Below are 18,057 nucleotides of genomic sequence, written 5' to 3'. Positions count from 1 at the left end.
ACCATACCGACGCGGTGACCGAACCGACAGAGTGACCAGCACGGCCCTTCTGCACGACCGATCGATCGGGCCTGCGGCCCCCTACGCACGGGCGGGCCGATCGGCAGGCCAGGAGCTGCCGATCGGCCCGCGGATGTCCGTCGTCAGTAGCCGATCAGGCCGTTGTCCTTGCGCCGGACGGCCACGACCGCCGGCCGCGGCTGGCTGTCGCCACCATCGGGCCAGTGCGAGGCCGGGTTGTCGGCGCTGTGCCCGTCGACCTCACCCGGGTGCTGCACCGAGACGAGCACGAAGCGGTCCTGTATCACCGGCCCGCAGGTCTCGGCACCCAGCGGCACCGTGAGGAACTGCTTGACGTGCCCGCGCTCCCACCCGGCCAACGGCACCGCGAACAGCCCGTCGTTGCTGCCCAACGCGTTGCCGTCCGTGGAGATCCACAGGTTGTTCCAGCGGTCGAAGGCCACGTTGTCCGGGCAGGAGATCGGGCTGACCTGGCTCTTGTCGTACCCCGCGAAGTAGGTGTCCGGCGACTTCGGGTCACCACAGACCAGCAGCAGCCGCCAGGAGAACCGCGTCGCGGTGTTGTCGCTCCAGCGCTCCTCCAGCTCCAGCACCTGGCCGTGCTTGTTGCTGTTGCGTGGGTTGGCCTCGTCGGCCGGCGCGTAACCAGCCGCGCCCCGACGGCTGTTGTTGGTCAGTGCCGCGTACATCCGCCGGTTGCGCAGGCTCGGCTCGACGTCCTCGGGCCGGTCCATCTTGGTCGCGCCGACCTTGTCCGCGGCGAATCGGGTGAAGACGTAGACTTCCTCCGCCGTCATCCCGGGCACGAAGCTCTTGTCGTTGTGCGCCAATGGGATCCACTCGCCACGACCGTCGAACTCCCCATCGCTGGGCAGCTTCCCGGAACCGTCGATCTCCCGTTCCGGGCTGTCGCCGCTCAGCTTCGCGACATAGAGCGTGCCGGAGTCGAGCAACAGCTTGTTGTGCTCGCGGGCACGACGGCTCGATCCCGGACGGAACCGGCCGTCGGACACGAACTTGTACATGTACTCGAAACGCTCGTCATCGCCCATGTACGCCACGACGCGCCCGTCGTGCGCAATGATGACGTTCGCGCCCTCGTGCTTGAACCGGCCCAGCGCCGTGTGCTTGACGGGCCTGGCGTTCGGGTCGTGCGGGTCGATCTCCACCACCCAGCCGAACCGGTTGGCCTCGTTGGGTTCCTGCCCCAGGTCCCACCGCTTGTCGAACCGCTCCCACTTGCGCGTGCTGGCGCCCTCCGGGAATCCATACCGCTCGAGGCGCGCCTTGGTGTCCGGGTCGGCAACTTTGTCCGCGTTGGCGAAGTACTGGTGGATGTTCTCCTCGCCGGACAGGATCGTGCCCCACGGCGTCACGCCGCCCGCGCAGTTGTTCTGCGTGCCGAGCACGACCGTGCCCGTCGGGTCCGCGGCGGTCTTGAGGAAACGCGAGCCGGCGGCGGGGCCCCGCACCTCGAACTCCGTCAGCAACGTGATCCTGCGGTTGTAGTGCGGATCGAGCTTGACCTCGAGCCGGCCGCTACGGCGGTCACGTTCCACCACGACGACGGAAAGGCCGTGCGCGGCCCACGCGATCCGGGCCTGCTCCTCGGTGGGGTTCTCCTTGTCCCACCCGCGGAACATGTATTTCTCGCTGGTGTACTCGTGGTTGTTCACCATGAACCAGCGGTCGGGGGGCCCGGGCATCGGCACGAGGCCGCAGAAGTCGTTGTTGAACCCGAACTGCTTGGCCTGGGCGGCCGCCGTCTGGTTGTCGAAGTCGAACTTTGGCGCGTCCGGCAGCACCGGGTCACCCCAGCGGATCAGCACCTGGTGCTGGTAGCCGTCGGGGACGACCATCGCATCCTCGGTGTTCGGCGCGACGGGGTCGAAGTTCACGCCGGGGCTCCACCGGCCGTGCCCCTTGGTGGTTCCGGCCGACGGCGACCCAGCCGGAAGATGCTGCGCGGCGGCGGTGCCGGTGGACGCGGCCGTGCCAGCCCCGGCGATCGCCAGGACGGCGCCCGCCTTCAGCGCGCCACGACGTGACAACACCTGCTCGACGACCTCGCCGAAGTACGGGTTGTCCGAGGTGTTCGGGGCGTCGTGGGCGCAGGCGTTGCCGCAGCGGTACTCACAGGTGACGGCGGCGCGACCGAGGGGGTGGTTGGGCAGCAGGGGAAGCAGCCGCGGGCGTCGTGCGGACACGCAGACCTCCATCAGTCCGGGAAACGCCGCGACGTTAAGTCGGACAAGCGACGCACGGAAGATGAACGGGTAAATTCACCCTGAACTGGACACTTTCCGTAACTGATCTTCGTCCACAATCACCCGCAGTGCCGACGAGATGGCTCACATCATCTCGTCGCCAACCAACGCAGCGTCAGCAGGGAGCTCTCCGTCCGGCTCCGGGCCACGGGTGCCGAGGGCGAGCACGACCGCCGAGACCACACACAGCACCGCGGCAACAACGAACGGGGCGTGCTCGGCGCGCAGCCAGTTGGCCAGGTGTCCCACGAGAGTGGCCGCGGCCGCCCCGCCCAGCCACCGGCAGAAGTTGTAGCCGGCGCTGGCCACCGGACGCGGCGCCGGGCTGGTGCTCATGGCGGTACCGGTGAACAGCGTGTTGAGCAGGCCGGACGCCACACCGGAGGCGATCACCGCCACCACCAGGACCGGCCGGCTGTCGACCGACATGACCGCCAGCAGCACCGCGTAGGCCAGCACCGCGACCACCGTCGCCCGCCGTTCCCCGAGCCGGGCTGCCAAGCGCGGCGCGAACAGGACACCGGCCACCGCCACGCAGAGCCCCCAGCCGAAGAAGACCAGACCAACCTCGACCGCGCCCATCTTCAACACGAACGGCGACCAGGCGAGCACCGTGAAGAACGCCGCCGTGTAGAGCGCCGAGCCGACCGAGGTCCACCGCAGCCCGCTGTGCCGCAGGGCGCGCAACGGCTCGACGACACTCACCGGGGCGCCTCGTTCGCCCCTGTCGGCAGGCAGGAACCCAGCGACGAGCACGAGGGCGATCCCCATCAGCACGGCAGTACCGGCGAACGGCCCGCGCCAGGACACGCTCCCCAACGCCGCACCCAGCAACGGTCCGGTGGACAGGCCAAGTCCCAATGCGGCTTCATACAGCAGGATCGCGCCCTGCTGGCCACCTGATGCCGCGCCCACGATCACCGACAGCGCGGTGGCGATGAAGAACGCGTTGCCCAGCCCCCACACGGCGCGCAGCGCCACCAACTGGCCGATCGAACCCGCCATGGCGCAGGCCGCCGTGGCGATCACGATCAACGCCAGCCCGCCGACCACCGTCCGCTTGGCGCCGAACCGCGCCGTGCTCGCGCCGGTCAGCAGCATGGCCAGCACCTGAACACCGAGATAGGAGGAGAAGAGGAGAGTCACCTCCGACGGTCCGGCCCGCAACGCCTCCGCGATCGACAACAAGATCGGGTCCACCAGGCCGATGCCCATGAACGCGATCACCGCCGCGAATACGGAACCCGGCTAATGACACCCATATGGGCTACTCGGAGAGTGTCATGCCCAAGGGCGGGAAGCGTCATGACAGACCGGCGCACGCTGGCGGACCGTCCACGACGTCGGTGGGTGCTCACCAGTGGTTACGCCACGTCCTGTGCGGACCCACCGCCCTGCCGGGGCGTCCCTACGACCTGTTCGCGGCGGTGCTGGAACCACCATCGAACGATGTGGGCTACGTCGTTGTCGTCGTCCCAGTCCCGACCGACCTCCAGCGCATCGACAAGGAACGTGTTCGAGTACGAAGCGAGGTGTCGGCCCTGGTGGACGGTGACGACCTTGTCGCCGCGTCCCCATCGGAAGGTGAACCCGTCGCGGTGATGCCATGCGGCGGGTAGACCGACGAAAGCGACGCCTGGTTGACCGGGCGGAACGTGTCCGTTCTCCCGCACGTCAGCGGCTTGTGGGGGAACGTGACGTGCCATGGTCATCACTCCCAGCCAGCCAGGGAGGGGACAAGCAGCGGCGCGGTTCCGGTAACCAGGTACGGGGCGAGCCGGTGCCCAGGTGGCGGAAGGAGGACCAATTCGGTCACGACCTCACCGAGGGTCCCGGTGCGCTCCCACACGATCCCGGGTGGGTCATCGCACGTCATCCGGAGACCCATCGCGTTGGTCGGCGACTCGACCCGGATCGCGTCCTGATAGCCGCCATGGTCCCGGAACCCGTCTACCCGAACCGGCACGCCGTCGACCTTTGGCGCGGGCAGGAACCGCCACCCGGCGTCACGGATGGTGATCAGGTGCCGTAGCTCCGGGAACGCGCGCACGGCCGCCGCGTCGATCTCGCGCTGACTCACCGACGCTCACCCCTCGGGAGCATCGGGAGCCGGTCACCGCCATACCGCTGCCACAGCTCGGCCACCGATACCGCCTGCGTGCGCCCTGGCCTTGGCTTGAGTGCGACGCGCGCCGGTTCGAGCTGTAGGGGACCTGCTGTGAGTACGAGGAGCACGCCCAGCAACACGAGCGCTGCCCCTGCTGTCGCTATGACCGTCACGGGCTGAGCGTGTGCGCTTTGTCGATGCTAATACAGGGAAGCGGGCAGGGAGTGCAAGGGGAGAGTTTGGGGAGCGTTCCACTTTCCCACTCCGTCCGTGCGTGACTACCCTCCGCAGGGAGCGCGACACGGGGAGCGACGCATGCCTGAGCCGAATGAGCTGCTACGCGCGGCGCGTCTGCGGATCGAGTCGCCGACCACTCCGGGTGAGCCGTTGAGCCGCCAGGAACTTGCCGAGCTGGTGAATGCTCAGGTCTTCCGCGCCACAGAGAAGATCAGTGCGCTTGACGCGAACCATGTGGGCAAGTGGGAGCGCGGAGTCATCCGGTGGCCGGCGGCACGTTACCGGGCAGCACTGCGAGTAGTGCTCGACGTGGCGACGGATCGTGAGCTGGGGTTCTTCCGGTCGTCTCGCGCTACCGTCGACGAAGTGGACCGCAAGACCTTCCTCAAGACTGCGGTTGGCGCTGGTGTGGGGGTCTTCGTCGCGCCCAAGGTGCCTGCTCTGGTGAGTGCCCCCGAGAGCTTGGCGGCGACGATCGCGGGGCCGACCACCCACTACCGTCGCTTGGAGTCGTTCATTCCTTCCGATCAACTCACGCCAGCGGTAGACGCGCACTTGCGGTTGGCATCCGGCCTGGTGCGCGAACGTCTCCGCACGGCGACGGGATTTGGCGTCCTGAGTGAGGTTGCTGGCCTTGCCGCGTGGCTTGCTGTGGACCGGGGCGATACGGCTACTGCGCGCCGCCATTACACCGAGGCGGTCCGCTTCGCGGAGACGTCCGGGCATCCTTTGCTCGTCTCATACATGACTGCCAGCCTGGGGCACTTCGCCGTTGAGTCCGGCGACCCCCGGCAGGGGCTGTTACTTATTGACCGGGCCTCCGCTCGGCTTGACCGTGATGCCCCAAACACGACCCGTGCGTGGCTTGCCTCGCTACACGCGGTCGCTCATGCCGCTGTTCGCGATCGTACGTCGGCTCTCGCGGAGTTGAGGCGAGCCGAGAAACTCGTCTCCAAACGGCAGGGTGAACCGCGTTGGCCCTGGGTATTCGCGTTCGATGCCCCGAAGGCCGCGCGATACCAGAGCGCTGCCCTTGGCCTGCTCGGCGATCTTCGGGCGGCGCAGGCCGCGTTCGAGGTTGCTGCACCCTCCTTACAGATGCCCAAGCCGCGTGCGTTAGCCGTGGTCGACCACGCGCTTGTGCTCGCGCGGTCAGGGCAGATCGGTCAGGCGTGCAGTCTCGCGGCGGAGGCGCTCGCCGTGGGGCGGCGCTTCGGCTCGGAGCGCATCACGGCGCGAGTGCGCGCCTTCCGGGCATCCCTGCCGGCCGCGACCGTCGAGGCGCGAGAGTTGGATAACGCACTGGCAGCCTTGTACGAGCGGGAGGCACTGTGATCCGGCTTGCCGTCAGCGGACACCGGCAGCTACCCGAACAGACGGCGCGCGTGGTTGACGCCGCCCTCCGCGCCGAGCTGCGACGCCACGCGGACGGCGAACTGATCGGCTTGAGCTGCCTTGCGGACGGCGCCGACGCGCTGTTCGCTCAGGCCGTACTCGACCTGGGCGGGGCGCTTGTCGCGATCATTCCGGCCCACCAGTACCGTGCTGGGCTCCCAGAGTCCCATCACAGCACCTACGACGCCTTGCTTGCCCGCGCTTCCGACGTGGTGCGGCTTGATCACATCGAGTCCGACGCCGAGGCACACATGGCGGCAAGCCTGCGGATGCTCGACGCTGCCGATCGCCTGATGGCTGTATGGGACGGGCTGCCCGCACGGGGTCACGGAGGGACAGCGGACGTCGTTCGAGCGGCGCGCGAACGCGGGATTCCGGTAACCGTCGTGTGGCCTCCGGGCGCTCAACGGGGCTAGGACCCGCTCGTGAAACGTGCCGCGTCCTGGCCGGCGAGAACGGCCTGAACGCTGGAGATTGACCACTTGGCCTTGCCGCGTGCGGTAGGCACGCCGTCGGCTGTCAGCCCCTCAGCAATGGCGCGCAGGGTGGCGCCTGCCTGCCGCTCGCGCACGATGCGGGCTACGACCTCGGTGGGCAGCACCGGGGGACGGCCCAGGCGGACGCCAGCGGCGCGCTTAGCCGCTAGCCCGTCCTTGGTGCGCTGGGAGATCAGCCGCCGTTCGTACTGCGCGGCTGAGGCGATCATGTTCGACACCAGCTCACCGGATGCGGTGGACGTGTCCACACCGAGGTCCAGGCAGACCAGCCGCCAGCCCTTGCGGCGGGAGCGATCGAGCAGGGCGGCGAAGTCGGCGACCGAGCGGGACACCCGGTCGAGCTTGGCGGCAACCAGGACGTCAGCCTCTCCCCGGTCGAGCCGGCTCAGGGCGTCGGTGAGAGCGGGGCGGTTGAGGTCCTTGGCGGAGTAGCCGGGATCGGTGACGTACTCGACGGTCCAGCCCTGGCGCTCGGCTTCGGCGGCGATCGTGGCTCGCTGCGCGTCCAGCCCGGCCCGGGAGTCGGCTTGCTCGGCGGTGCTCACCCGGAGGTAGCCGAGCACGCGGACGGCGGTGGGGTTGCTGGTGCGCTTGCGTCGGGTCGCTGCCATGCCCCAACTTTACGGTAAACGGTTCTTTTCCGTAAAGCCTAGAGTTGGCGCAGCGCATCCAGGGCTCCCGCGAGGTAGGCGCGTTGGGCTTCGTCGGCGTCGATCTCTCCGGCGTCGATCGCGTCCAGCAACCGGGCCAGCGCCCCGGCGGCGTCGGCGATGTTGCTTCGGCTTGCGTTGCCCTCGGTGGGGTGGTTGTCGGTCACCTCGCCATCCTCCCGCGCACGCGCGTCACGGGCCGGCGAACGTCCGCACCGATGACGGTGAGTGCTTCCTCGACTGCTCGTCTCGCGCACGCGCATGTGGGTCAGCGACCGGTCGCGGCGCCCGCTGTCGGCCTGATCCTTGCGCCGCCTGCCGCGGGCGTGTCGGCACCTGTCCCAGATGGGACAGCTATCCCCGGTGTGTCGGAAGGGACGCGAGCCCTCCGTGTCGACGTGGTCGTCAACTGTCCCAAATTGGGACACCTGCCCCAGCGACCGGACGGAAGGGGAGTCCGGGGCCGGGGCAAGGTGAGTATGGTGCGCGACCCGCCTGGTAAACCGCAGGTCCCGGTAGGCGCTGCTGACCGCCTACAGCAACGTGCCGGCAGGTGGTGTCACATTTGTGACACCTCGCCCGGTGGCGGGAGTGTGGGCGATGAGTCCTTCGCGTCGAGGTGGTCGTCCCGGTGGTTACTGCTCGGTGGCATCGACGGTGGCCAGCACCGTGAGGGCAGCCAGCACGATTTCGACGGTTGCGGGATCGGCGCCGCGGATTTCCCAGTCTTGAATCTTCTCCGTGTGAGGCTTGGACCTCCAGAGCACGTCGTGCAGCATCGCGGCGGGAACTTCCTCGGGTGCGCACTGTTCGACGCTGGCGATGGTGCAGATCATGCTTTGCAGCAGGACGCGGACTTTTCCGCAGAGGTCGCCGGTGTCGTAATGGCGTAGCCACTCGTCGGTGCGTTCGCCGGCAGCGTCGTACACCCGTGCCTCGTGGCTACCGAATCGGGAATCTCTCACGTGCGCACCGTAACCGTGGTGTCGCCTGGTTTTCCCTGGCGTCGGAACACGGGCCGGATGCCCCAGAGTCATGCGCTGGTGAGGGTCGGGGGAGCGAACCGTCCGGACCGTCCGAACCGTCCACCTGGGAGCTTTCGAGCAGGTCAGCGAGGCTGTGGTGGGTGGACGGTTCGCCGGGCGGCCCGGACGGTTGCTGGGGGTGTTGCGTCCGCTGTCCAGGTGAGCGTCCACCGGTTCCCGCTGGTCAGGCTCTTTGTCGGTCGGTGTGGACGGTTCGGACGGTCGACCCCTCCCCTGGTCTTCCTACCCGGGGTGTCCCCATCCTGGGGACTGAGTGTGGACAGAGGGACGCCGGGGTGAACCGTCCACACCGTCCGGACCGTCCGCGCGTCGGATACGGACCCGCCGCTCCCGCTTGTGGTCGCTGGTGCGGTAGTGCTCGACGTGGATACCGACCTTGAGCAGGGCGGGGGTGCTGCGTTTGAGCGCCCCGGTGGCGCCTCGCGGGGTTTTCGGCCAGCCCCGAGACGGAGTCCCCTCGGGGTTGGGGTGCAGCCAGCCGAGCAGGGCGGCGGCCGTGCCGTCGAAGGTCAGTCCCCGTTCGATATTCGCCCGAATCTGGGCGGCAAACGGGTCACCGTCGATCACGGTGTCGGCCAGGTCCTCGAAGGTGTCTTCGTAGTCCTGGTGGGTGGTCCAGCCGGTGACCTGGTCGAGTGCGGCAAGGAAGCGGGCGAAGTCAGCCATGCGCGGCAGCCGCGACAGGTGCACGCCGGGGAGGACGGCCAAAACGTCACACAGCAGGTTCAGCAGCGCGCCGAGGGTCTGCGGCATCGCATCCTCGTAGGCCAGGCGGACACTCTTTTCCGTGCGCCGCTGGTCCGGTGGGATGCGCTCCAGCTCGATCGGCAGCATCCGTTCGGCCAAGTCCCCGCGCAGCGCGCCCGCCTCGATCGTGGTCATGATCACCGGTCGCAGGAACGCCAACACCGAGAGGTCCCCATCGGTGTACAGGGCGCGCTTGGTCATCGCGTCACCCGTCACCGCCTTGCACAACGCATCGGAGAACCAAGGCGGAATCGTCGAGATGTTGTCCAGCGTGACCACCCACGAACCCGCGGCCGTCACCGCCCAATCGGACAAGTCCTTGGGAGCGGTGCGGGTCGGCGCCGGAGACGGATCGACCAAGCAGGCAACCTGCTTCGCCGCCGTCGTCTTCGCGGTGCCCTGCTCGCCCACCAAGCCGAGCACCGGATGCGGCTCGTCCGGCATGAAGGCGTGCAGCATCCACCCCACGATCAACCGGAAGTTCTCCTCCGACACGTTCAACCCGGACCGGAAGGCATCCAAGGTCCCGGCCGGATCAGGGTCGGGCATCGCACCGGTCAATGCGGTGCGCCGGAACAACACGTCGCTGCCCCGGACCACCCGCCAACCGTGTGGGCCGCACTCGATCACGCGACCATCAGCGGTCCCCATGTCGATCACGAGCCGGTCAGCCCGACGCGCCACCCGCAACGCCACCGGCACGCGGTCCCGCTCCAACGCCGTGCCTTCCAGGACGTTCACACAGTCCGTCAGGGCCGCTGCCGGCGGGACCCGACCGATCGTGGCGAACATCGCGCGGGCGAGCCGCTGCCGTAGCCCGGTCCGACCCCGTAACGGCAGCGCCAGCGACACCCCCGCCCGATCCACCGCATACGGCTCGCCGTCCTGCCCCAGGAACACGTCGTAGCGCGCCTGGGCCAGTTCCACCAGCCGGGTCGCCATCGACGGCTTACCGTCACGATCGGCGCCACCACCGTCCGCGCCGACCTCCCTACCGTCCATCGGCTCGTCCGGTGGCGGAACATCCGCATACGGGTCGATGGTGGCCAGCTCGGCCGCGAACGGGTCCGGGTAGTCGCGCCCGTAGTCGATCACGCGGCACCCTCCCTAACCGACACAGACCGTTCCCGGGCAGCAGCGGTGAACGCGACGTAGCGGTCACGCAGTACCCGCCACCCTTCGACCTCCGCTCGCACGTGCCGATGCAGTGCCTCGAAGGGGGAGGTCTCTGCGGCCTGCACCAACCGCTGTCCCACTTGGACCAGGCGGCGGCGCACCGCTCCCTCCAGCACACACGCGGCGTAGAAGCCGAGCGACGCCGGCAACGCCGAACTGGTGTAGACGGTGGCCACGAACGACCCGAACCGCGACAACCGATACTCACCGGCGACCAGCCCGGCTGAACGCGCCTCGGCCACCACAGCCGCCGGATCAGGCGCCACACCGCGACCGACCAGCCGGCGCACCACTTCGAGCACGCCACGCGCCGCCGGGTCGCCCAGGTCCTCATCGGCGACCACCGACAGCACCCGCTCGGCGCGCGCGGCCGAACAGTGCAGCAACGCCCCGACAAACGCCCGTTCCACATCGGTGACCGGAGACGGCCCGGACGGCAGCGCCAGGCCCTCTCCCACGCGCGGGACGGACGCGCTAGCCTCGGCCCCGGTCTCGGCGAAGACCTCAGCGGCGGTGTCCTGGCGGGGGCCGCCGCTTCTTCTTTCCTGGATCACGCCGCCCGTCCTTTCTCACTCGCCGGACGCAACAGCACGGCCAGCCGATGACGCTGGTCGGCCGTCAGGGGCGGAGCGTCGTCGACCACCCGACGGATGTACTCGGCAACCCGCGACTCTGACGACTCGTAGGGCTTCATCGCGTCACCTCACGGTGCAGCCGAGCCAACAGCCGGACGTACGAGGCGCGTTGCTCCCCGCATGGCCGTCGCGTTCCCGACTCCCAGCGCGCCACGGTCAGCCGATGGACCCCCAGCTCGCGCGCGAGCCTGCTCTGTGACACCCCTGCGGCCAGGCGGATGCTGCGCGCCACGTCCGGCGGGGGAAGCTGCCGGCCCGTCCGGACCTCCTCGACCAACTTCAAGAGACACCTCCGCGTGACTGTCTCATTTGCGATCGAGGGCGATGCAACCAGGCGATAGCCGCAGGTGAAACCGTGTCGCTGTGTCGTGTCACGCCGCGTCGCATCGTGAGACAGTCCCGCGAGGGTGTTACGCGACTGGTAGCACAGCGGCTACAGTCGCCCCGTGCAGGGACCGGAACGCTTCGAGTTCCACACGGAGCACATCCCGGACGACGACCTCATCACCCGGGGTCCGTGGATCGAGGCGTCCGCTGGCGGCCTCGACGCGCCGATCCTGGTTCGGGTGGGCAAGAGCGCCGACGGACGCCCGGTCATCACGGGCTTGATCATTGGGGAGTACGAGGACAAGGAAATCACCTCGGACACCCTGCGGAAGATCCGCGTCGGCGCGTTGCTCTCGCAGCTCTTCGAGGGGTTCGACCCGGATACCCCGCCCGGTCTGACCTCACCCGATGCGGAGGGGTTCTCCGAGGACTTGGGCGCGCAAATCGACTGGGGACTCATGCACGAACACGTCTGGCACCCCGCGCAGGACGCCGACCCGCGTCCGCGCCAGCTAGCCGAAGCGCGCTCGCGTGGGCCGTCTGACGATGACCTGCGCGCCTTCGCCAAGACCTACCATCGCGAGCTGATGCGCAACCCTCGTCGCGCCATGACGGCCACGGCAAGAGCCTTGAACATCAGTCGTGCCACGGCGAACCGCTGGGCGGATGCGTGCCGCGGGAACGGCTACCTTCCGCCGAAGAGCCCACCGCAGGACTGAACGACGCCCACTGTTGCGCCGCGCCGTCCCTCGAAAGCAAACGGCCCGCCCCTGCGCCAAGGCAGGGACGGGCCGAGCCGCGTCGTCGGTCACCGTTTCCAGTCGAAGTCCACTGCGTCCGGGTCGGAGTAGGTTCCGCCCGCCTTCTTACCGCGCTTGGACGGGAGTACGGTGACGGTCACGAGGGTGTCCAAGATGGCACGCCGGCGGCCAAGCTCCAGCCCGTCGCTCCGGTCCGGTTTCGTGCCGAACCACACTTCGGCGACGTTCGGGGCACCGACCACACCCAACAGAGGGTCCACATCACCAGCGCTGGCAACCTCAGCCTCAATCGCCGCGAGCCGGGCGCGCAGCTTGTCCGTTCCCGTCTTGAGCTGGGCGGCGGTGATCGCGCCCTCGGCGAACATCTCGGACAGCTCATCGAGCCGGCGGACAAGTGCAGTCGACTCGGTGTGCAGCGCTGCCGTGTCCACCATGTCGGCCGGACTCTTGAGCAAGTCCATCGCGTCGGGCTTCTCCAGCCGAGCGACGATCACACGCTCAACCAAGGCGTCGAGCGTGGCAGCCTCGCGTGTCACATGGGTTCCGGTGCCCGTGCGCTCACGGTTGCGGCACCGGTACGCAGGCTTCGCCCTGGAACCGGCAGGGGAAACGCGCAGGCTCGGCAATTCGCACGTGTGGCATAGGTAGAGCCCCGATCCCAACCACCTCACCCGGTTGTTGCCGCCGTTGCTGAGCCGTTCAGGGCTCTTGAGCAAGGACACGAGTGCGCGCCAGGTCTCCTCCGGGACGATCGGCGGCCATGCGGCTTTGCCGATGATCTCACCTTTGTAGACCATCAACCCGGCATTCCTCGGACGAATCAGGATGTTTCGCAGAACCGCGTTGTCCCAGTCCACCTTCCCAGTTGCGGTAGGCACCCCCCGCCGAATGAGGTCCCGTACCACGCCGCGAACACTACCCCCCGCAAGGATTTCCTCCGTCGCCTTGACGATCTCCGCCGCTTCGTCCGGCCGGATTGTCTCGCCGTCAGCCTCAAACCCGAACGGGCGTATCCCGCCCTGCCACCTGCCTGCTCGGGCGGCCTGGAGCCGTGCGGCACGAATGCGCTCGGCCTTGTGCTCACTCTCGAACCGAGCGACCGCCCCGAGCTGCCGGGCGACCATCCGTCCGGACGGCGTGGACAGGTCAAGATACCCAGCCTTGACGGTGTGCGTCGTGACGCCCAAGGGCTCACAGACGTTGATGTACTCCTCCAGCTCAACCGGGGAGCGGTGCAGCCGGTCCGTGTGCCACGCCAGCACCGCAGACGCCCGCCCCTGGCCCAGCCCCGTCAGCATGGCGCGGTAGCCAGGCCGAGGCTTCCCGGAGTACGCCGAGATGTCGTTGTCGGTGAAGACCTCGACGACGGTCCAGCCCAGTCGCTCGGCTAACTCCCGACACTCCCGCTCTTGACGTTCAACTCCGACACCTGCGCCAACTCGATCCTGGGAGATACGCACGTAGATCACTGCTCGAGTGGTCACGAGCTAAGGGTGTCACGATCTTGAGTCCGCGAACGCCGTGACCCACACCGTGCGTGGCTGGCCCCGGACCGCGTCCAGCAGCCGGACCTGGTGGCTCAATCCCGTGCTCCTTCCTCCTCCGTCAACAGGCGCCCCAGGGCGGGCAGCGCGGCGGCGATCGCGTCCCGGTCCGCCCCGGGCAGCCGGGCCAGCCGGGCACGCAGGAACTCCTCGCGGGCCTCGATCAGGTCCGCGATCAGCCGGCACCCCTCGTCGGTGGCACTGGCCAGGACGGCCCGGCGGTCGGCCGGGTCGGGCTCGCGCCGGGCCAGGCCGAGCCGCTCCAGCCGGGCGACCACGTCGGTCATCGACGGCATGCGCACGCGCTCCCGCTCGGCGAGCACGCTCATGCGCTGCGGCCCGAACTGGACGAGCGTCGCCAGCACCGAGCCCTGCGTGAGCGTCAGCTGGTACTGCGGCGTCTGCCGTCGAACCACGTAGTAGAGCTGGAAGACCAGTGGCCGGAGCCGGTGTGCCAGCTCGGCGACCTCGTCCCTGTCCTCACCCGCCATTCGATTAGCCACCCTAACAAACTAGAAGTTAGCCCGTCTAAGAGATATCCGGCACGGAGCCACCGCCCCTCGGACAGATGAATCCTGGCGGCGAAGGATGTGGGTCCCCAGCCGACCTGCCGATGGTCCGGCGTGCGTTCGCGTGATGTCCCGATCCTGGCGCTTCTGTCCGTCCTACTGACCGCGTGCTCGCAGACCGGCGCGGTGACCAACACAGCCGACACGCCCGCCTCCGCCCCGTCGTCCCCCCGCAGCAGCCCCGCGGCACGGGCGGCGGTCGTGGACGGCCTTCCCGGTATGCCGCCGGTCACCAACGCGCGAAACCTCTACCACGCGGCCGGCGCCAACATGCTCAGCGACGTCGTGAAGAAGGACCGGCCGCTGGTCTACGTGCCGCACAGCGAATCCGGCGACGTGTGGGTGATCGACCCGAAGACCTTCGAGGTGGTGTCGAAGCACAAGGCCGGCATCGAGGTGCAGCACGTCGTGCCCTCCTACGACATGCGCACCCTCTACGCCACCGACGACATCGGCGACCAGATGCTCCCGTTCGACCCGGCCACCGGCAAGGCGGGCAAGCCGTTCCCCGTGATCGACCCGTACAACATGTACTTCACCCCGGACGGCAAGTCCGCGATCTCGGTGGCGGAGCGGCTGAAGAAGCTGGTCTGGTACGACCCCGAGACCTGGGAGATCCAGGCCGAGACCCAGACGCCCAACTGCGCGGGGATCGACCACGGCACCTTCACCATGGACGGCCGCACCGCCGCGTTCAGCTGCGAGTGGGCGGGCCGCGTCGCGGTGGTCGACGTGGCCAGCAAGAAGCTCCTGCGCATGATCGACATGCCGCAGCGCAACACGCACATGGGTCCGCAGGACGTCGCGTTGTCCCCGGACGGCCAGCGGATCTACATCGCCGACTGCGACGCCGACGGGTTGTGGGTCCTCGACGGCGCCGCCACCAAGGTGGAGCGGTCCATCCCCACCGGTGACTGCGCGCATGGCCTGTACTTCGACCGCGAGGCCAAGCGCCTGTTCGTCACCAACCGCCTCGAGGGCAGCATCAGCGTGCTCGACGCCTACACCGGCGAAGCGATCACCAAGTGGCACATTCCCGGCGGCGGCAGCCCGGACATGGGCAACCTCACCGCCGACGGCAAGCAGCTGTGGCTCTCCGGTCGCTACCACAACGAGGTCTATGTGCTCTCAACCCAGGACGGCAGCCTGATCAAGCGCATTCCCGTCGGGCGCGGTCCGCACGGCCTCACCGTCTGGCCCCAGCCCGGCCGCTATTCGATCGGGCACACCGGAATCACCCGCTGAGCTGGTGACCAGCCGCACCACAGGAGAGACTGGCCGCCAACGCGCCACCACAAGCCACCAGCCCCCCGACCGGAGAGGTCACCGTGTCGCAGGTGGCTGCCGCTGCTCCACCGCTTGTGCGGACGCCTGCCGCTCATCGTGAGCAGCAACGGGTCCCTCACCGGAGCCGGTGAGGGACCCGTTGCGCAACGTCAGCGGTCCAGCTCGCCGCCGATGAACTGCTCGACCCGCTCCCGTGCCAGCGAGTCGGTGTACTGCTCGGGCGGGGACTTCATGAAGTAGGAGGAGGCCGACAGGATCGGGCCGCCGATCCCCCGGTCCCTGGCGATCTTGGCCGCCCGGATCGCGTCGATGATGATGCCCGCCGAGTTCGGCGAGTCCCACACCTCGAGCTTGTACTCCAGGTTCAGCGGCACGTCACCGAACGCGCGACCCTCCAGCCGCACGTAGGCCCACTTGCGGTCGTCCAGCCACTCGACGTAGTCGGACGGGCCGATGTGCACGTTGCGCTTGCCCAGATCGCGGTCGACCTCCGAGGTGACCGCCTGCGTCTTGGAGACCTTCTTGGACTCCAGCCGCTCGCGCTCGAGCATGTTCTTGAAGTCCATGTTGCCGCCGACGTTGAGCTGCATCGTGCGCTCCAGCTCCACGCCGCGGTCCTCGAACAGCTTGGCCAGCACCCGGTGCGTGATGGTCGCGCCGACCTGGGACTTGATGTCGTCGCCGACGATCGGGACACCCGCCGCGCGGAACTTCTCCGCCCACTCCGGGTCGGAGGCGATGAACACCGGCAGGGCGTTGACGAACGCCACACCCGCGTCGATCGCGCACTGCGCGTAGAACCGGTCGGCCTCCTCCGAGCCCACCGGAAGGTAGGAGACCAGCACGTCGACCTCGGCCGCTCGCAGCGCCGCCACCACGTCGACCGGGTCCTCGTCGGACTCCTCGATGGTCTCCCGGTAGTACCGGCCCAGCCCGTCCAGGGTGTGACCACGTTGCACCTGGACGCCCAGCGGTGGCACGTCGCAGATCTTGATCGTGTTGTTCTCGCTCGCGACGATGGCCTCGGAGAGGTCGCGCCCGACCTTCTTGGCGTCCACGTCGAACGCGGCGACGAACTCGACGTCACGCACGTGGTAGTCGCCGAACTGCACGTGCATCAGGCCCGGCACGCGGGTCTTCGGGTCGGCGTCCCGGTAGTAATGGACGCCCTGCACCAACGATGCCGCGCAGTTCCCCACGCCGACGATGGCCACCCGAACACTGCGGCGGTCTCCGCCCATGGTCGGGTCCTCCTCACTCTTCCTTACGTGACGGTCCATGCGGTCCGCGGTCACCACGACCTCCCCTGTCGCGCTCCCGCCGCTCGGCCTGCTCGCGCGCGATGAGCTCGTTCAACCAGCGCACCTCGCGCTCGGTGCTCTCCAGACCCAGCCGGTGCAGCTCCCGCGTGTAGCGGTCGATCTGCTCGCCGGCCCGGGCCAACGCCGCGCGCAACCCCTCGCGACGCTCCTCGACCCGCCGCCGGCGACCCTCCAGGATCCGCATCCTGACCTCGGCCGGGGTCCTGGAGAAGAACGCCAGGTGCACCCCGAACGAGTCGTCCTCCCAGGTTTGCGGTCCGGCATCGGCGAGCAGCTCGGCGAACCGCTCCTTGCCCTCCGCGGTCAACTGGTAGACCCGCCGGGCCCGGCGCCCCCACGTGCGCCCGGCCAGCTCGGCCACATCGGTCTCCTCGGCGATCAGACCGGCGCGTTGCAGGCGCCGCAACGTCGGGTACAGGGAGCCGTAGGAGAACGCGCGGAAGGCCCCGAGCAGGTTGTGTAGCCGCTTGCGCAGCTCGTAGCCGTGCATTGGCGCCTCGTGCAGCAGACCGAGGATCGCGAGCTCGAACACGAGACACCTCCTCTCCGGCGATGGGTCGCCTCAGTATATCGGCGCGATACATCGTCGCCCCGCGACGCGCTCGCAAACCGGGCGGTCGGTCGAGTTCGGGGGAACGGTGTTCTCGGTTACGCTGCCCCGAACGGCCCAATAGGGGGTCTGGGGGTGGCACGTACGCTGGGACCGTGCGGACCCAACGGCAGGTGGTGGACTACGCGCTGCAGCGCCGTGCGCTGCTCGCGGACGTCTACTCCGGCCGCGTCGGTGTGATGGAGGTCTGCGACGCCAGCCCGTACCTGGTGCGGGCGGCCAAGTTCCACGGCGAGCCCAGCAACGTGACGTGTCCGGTATGCCGGAAGGAACCACTCACGCTGGTGTCCTGGGTGTTCGGCGAAGAGCTCAAGCACGCCTCGGGCTCGGCCCGGTCGGTCCAGGAACTGGCACGGATGGCAACGCTGTTCACCGAGTTCAGCGTCTACGTCGTGGAAGTGTGCCGTACCTGCAGCTGGAACCATCTGGTTCAGTCATACGTCCTGGGCAAGGGTGGACTGCGCTCCGGCTCCTCGAGGCGGAGGACCGCCGCGGAGTGAGCCAGTCAGGGCGACCGGTGCCGGTGTCCTGGCGCCGAGCAACGATTGACCACCGAGCGACGCCGGCTTGCCGACGCCGGTCTGGGAGGCCGAACTCGTGAACGACGACCGAGAGCACCGACCACGGGGTGGCCGCCGCGACGGCGCCCACCCCGATAACGAGCGCACCGAGATCTGGTCGGCCGGACAGGCACCGGGACCGACGGGTCCGACACAGCAGCCCCAGGCCGGGCCACACCGGCCGGACGCGCCCCAGCAGCCCCAGGGCGGGCCGCCCGCTGATCCGCAATGGCCGGGCCAGCCCGGCGCGCAGCCCCGGCCTGCCGGTGGTCCGGGTGGTCCCGGCGCTCCGAGTGGTC

At 68.7% G+C, this 18,057-nt stretch carries 20 protein-coding genes; 5 read left to right on the top strand and 15 right to left on the bottom strand.

The genetic code is table 11. The features are described from left to right. Positions 1–143 precede the first annotated feature (143 nt). The 4 genes from IEY55_RS20475 to IEY55_RS20460 form a co-directional block, all read right to left on the bottom strand. Positions 144–2,228 (bottom strand): PhoX family protein, encoded by a 2,085-nt coding sequence (locus tag IEY55_RS20475; RefSeq protein WP_229686583.1) that lies wholly within the window; start codon positions 2,226–2,228, stop codon positions 144–146. Positions 2,229–2,372: 144 nt separating this feature from the next. After that, the gene (locus IEY55_RS20470; RefSeq protein ID WP_229686582.1) at positions 2,373–3,515 is read right to left on the bottom strand and encodes an MFS transporter; all 1,143 of its coding nucleotides are present in this window, start codon (positions 3,513–3,515) and stop codon (positions 2,373–2,375) included. Positions 3,516–3,652: 137 nt separating this feature from the next. Beyond that, positions 3,653–3,994, bottom strand: coding sequence for a hypothetical protein (locus IEY55_RS20465; protein WP_189060116.1), 342 nt, complete (start codon positions 3,992–3,994; stop codon positions 3,653–3,655). A 5-nt stretch (positions 3,995–3,999) separates the two neighbouring features. Beyond that, a complete protein-coding gene (locus IEY55_RS20460; RefSeq protein WP_229686581.1) occupies positions 4,000–4,368 on the bottom strand; it encodes a hypothetical protein in 369 nt (122 codons plus the stop codon). 342 nt (positions 4,369–4,710) lie between these two features. Between IEY55_RS20460 and IEY55_RS20455 the strand changes: the two genes are divergently transcribed. Together IEY55_RS20455 and IEY55_RS20450 are read left to right on the top strand one after the other, a co-directional pair. Further along, the gene (locus IEY55_RS20455) at positions 4,711–5,967 is read left to right on the top strand and encodes an NsdA family TPR-like regulatory protein (protein ID WP_229686580.1); all 1,257 of its coding nucleotides are present in this window, start codon (positions 4,711–4,713) and stop codon (positions 5,965–5,967) included. Further along, positions 5,964–6,443, top strand: a complete 480-nt coding sequence (locus IEY55_RS20450; protein ID WP_189060115.1) for a hypothetical protein — start codon at positions 5,964–5,966, stop codon at positions 6,441–6,443. Before IEY55_RS20455 ends, IEY55_RS20450 begins: the two co-directional genes overlap by 4 nt. On the opposite strand, the gene IEY55_RS20445 is transcribed toward IEY55_RS20450, so the two are convergent. The 7 genes from IEY55_RS20445 to IEY55_RS20415 all read right to left on the bottom strand — a co-directional run bounded on the left by IEY55_RS20445 (position 6,440) and on the right by IEY55_RS20415 (position 11,061). Next, positions 6,440–7,135: a recombinase family protein gene (locus tag IEY55_RS20445; RefSeq protein ID WP_189060114.1), complete on the bottom strand. Its 696-nt coding sequence runs from the start codon at positions 7,133–7,135 to the stop codon at positions 6,440–6,442. The two genes, IEY55_RS20450 and IEY55_RS20445, sit on opposite strands and share 4 nt — an antisense overlap. Before the next feature lie 38 nt (positions 7,136–7,173). Continuing rightward, positions 7,174–7,341 (bottom strand): hypothetical protein, encoded by a 168-nt coding sequence (locus IEY55_RS20440; RefSeq protein WP_189060113.1) that lies wholly within the window; start codon positions 7,339–7,341, stop codon positions 7,174–7,176. A gap of 468 nt (positions 7,342–7,809) precedes the next feature. After that, on the bottom strand, positions 7,810–8,103 hold the full coding sequence (locus tag IEY55_RS20435) for a hypothetical protein (RefSeq protein WP_189060112.1): 294 nt from the start codon (positions 8,101–8,103) through the stop codon (positions 7,810–7,812). A 339-nt stretch (positions 8,104–8,442) separates the two neighbouring features. Continuing rightward, the gene (locus IEY55_RS20430; protein WP_189060111.1) at positions 8,443–10,062 is read right to left on the bottom strand and encodes an AICE element replication initiation protein; all 1,620 of its coding nucleotides are present in this window, start codon (positions 10,060–10,062) and stop codon (positions 8,443–8,445) included. Further along, positions 10,059–10,697, bottom strand: coding sequence for a hypothetical protein (locus IEY55_RS20425; RefSeq protein WP_189060110.1), 639 nt, complete (start codon positions 10,695–10,697; stop codon positions 10,059–10,061). Before IEY55_RS20425 ends, IEY55_RS20430 begins: the two co-directional genes overlap by 4 nt. Next, positions 10,694–10,837 (bottom strand): hypothetical protein, encoded by a 144-nt coding sequence (locus tag IEY55_RS20420; RefSeq protein ID WP_189060109.1) that lies wholly within the window; start codon positions 10,835–10,837, stop codon positions 10,694–10,696. The genes IEY55_RS20425 and IEY55_RS20420 overlap by 4 nt, the downstream gene beginning before the upstream one ends. Then, positions 10,834–11,061: a helix-turn-helix domain-containing protein gene (locus tag IEY55_RS20415; protein WP_189060108.1), complete on the bottom strand. Its 228-nt coding sequence runs from the start codon at positions 11,059–11,061 to the stop codon at positions 10,834–10,836. Before IEY55_RS20415 ends, IEY55_RS20420 begins: the two co-directional genes overlap by 4 nt. A gap of 163 nt (positions 11,062–11,224) precedes the next feature. Between IEY55_RS20415 and IEY55_RS20410 the strand changes: the two genes are divergently transcribed. Continuing rightward, positions 11,225–11,824, top strand: coding sequence for a hypothetical protein (locus tag IEY55_RS20410; RefSeq protein WP_189060107.1), 600 nt, complete (start codon positions 11,225–11,227; stop codon positions 11,822–11,824). A gap of 89 nt (positions 11,825–11,913) precedes the next feature. Here the strand turns inward: IEY55_RS20410 and IEY55_RS20405 are convergent, their stop codons facing one another. Together IEY55_RS20405 and IEY55_RS20400 are read right to left on the bottom strand one after the other, a co-directional pair. Next, positions 11,914–13,350 carry a recombinase family protein gene (locus IEY55_RS20405; protein ID WP_189060106.1) on the bottom strand — a complete coding sequence of 479 codons (1,437 nt, stop codon included), beginning with the start codon at positions 13,348–13,350 and terminating at the stop codon, positions 11,914–11,916. A gap of 95 nt (positions 13,351–13,445) precedes the next feature. Then, entirely contained in the window at positions 13,446–13,901 is a 456-nt protein-coding gene (locus tag IEY55_RS20400; protein WP_189060149.1) for a MarR family winged helix-turn-helix transcriptional regulator, read from the bottom strand. A 204-nt stretch (positions 13,902–14,105) separates the two neighbouring features. On the opposite strand from IEY55_RS20400, the gene IEY55_RS20395 reads away from it, so the two are divergent. Next, positions 14,106–15,224 carry a YncE family protein gene (locus IEY55_RS20395; RefSeq protein WP_229686579.1) on the top strand — a complete coding sequence of 373 codons (1,119 nt, stop codon included), beginning with the start codon at positions 14,106–14,108 and terminating at the stop codon, positions 15,222–15,224. 191 nt (positions 15,225–15,415) lie between these two features. Here IEY55_RS20395 and IEY55_RS20390 read toward each other — a convergent pair whose 3' ends face one another. Both IEY55_RS20390 and IEY55_RS20385 read right to left on the bottom strand, forming a co-directional pair. Beyond that, on the bottom strand, positions 15,416–16,507 hold the full coding sequence (locus IEY55_RS20390; RefSeq protein WP_189060105.1) for an inositol-3-phosphate synthase: 1,092 nt from the start codon (positions 16,505–16,507) through the stop codon (positions 15,416–15,418). Between the two features lie 13 nt (positions 16,508–16,520). Beyond that, a complete protein-coding gene (locus IEY55_RS20385) occupies positions 16,521–17,120 on the bottom strand; it encodes a PadR family transcriptional regulator (RefSeq protein WP_189060104.1) in 600 nt (199 codons plus the stop codon). Positions 17,121–17,293: 173 nt separating this feature from the next. Between IEY55_RS20385 and IEY55_RS20380 the strand changes: the two genes are divergently transcribed. Continuing rightward, on the top strand, positions 17,294–17,698 hold the full coding sequence (locus IEY55_RS20380) for a DUF5318 domain-containing protein (protein ID WP_229686578.1): 405 nt from the start codon (positions 17,294–17,296) through the stop codon (positions 17,696–17,698). Positions 17,699–18,057: the final 359 nt, after the last annotated feature.

This window comes from Longimycelium tulufanense, assembly GCF_014645795.1.
Taxonomy (GTDB): Bacteria; Actinomycetota; Actinomycetes; order Mycobacteriales; family Pseudonocardiaceae; genus Longimycelium; species Longimycelium tulufanense.
Note: the sequence above shows the minus strand (reverse complement) of the source record. Positions and strands in the feature narration are given on the sequence as shown.

What these genes read in the sequence shown, in the direction of transcription:
- IEY55_RS20420 (WP_189060109.1), bottom strand. Translation starts at nt 10,837, where the DNA reads ATGAAGCCCTACGAGTCGTCAGAGTCGCGGGTTGCCGAGTACATCCGT.
- IEY55_RS20400 (WP_189060149.1), bottom strand. Translation starts at nt 13,901, where the DNA reads ATGGCGGGTGAGGACAGGGACGAGGTCGCCGAGCTGGCACACCGGCTC.
- IEY55_RS20445 (WP_189060114.1), bottom strand. Translation starts at nt 7,135, where the DNA reads ATGGCAGCGACCCGACGCAAGCGCACCAGCAACCCCACCGCCGTCCGC.
- IEY55_RS20465 (WP_189060116.1), bottom strand. Translation starts at nt 3,994, where the DNA reads ATGGCACGTCACGTTCCCCCACAAGCCGCTGACGTGCGGGAGAACGGA.
- IEY55_RS20455 (WP_229686580.1), top strand. Translation starts at nt 4,711, where the DNA reads ATGCCTGAGCCGAATGAGCTGCTACGCGCGGCGCGTCTGCGGATCGAG.
- IEY55_RS20390 (WP_189060105.1), bottom strand. Translation starts at nt 16,507, where the DNA reads ATGGGCGGAGACCGCCGCAGTGTTCGGGTGGCCATCGTCGGCGTGGGG.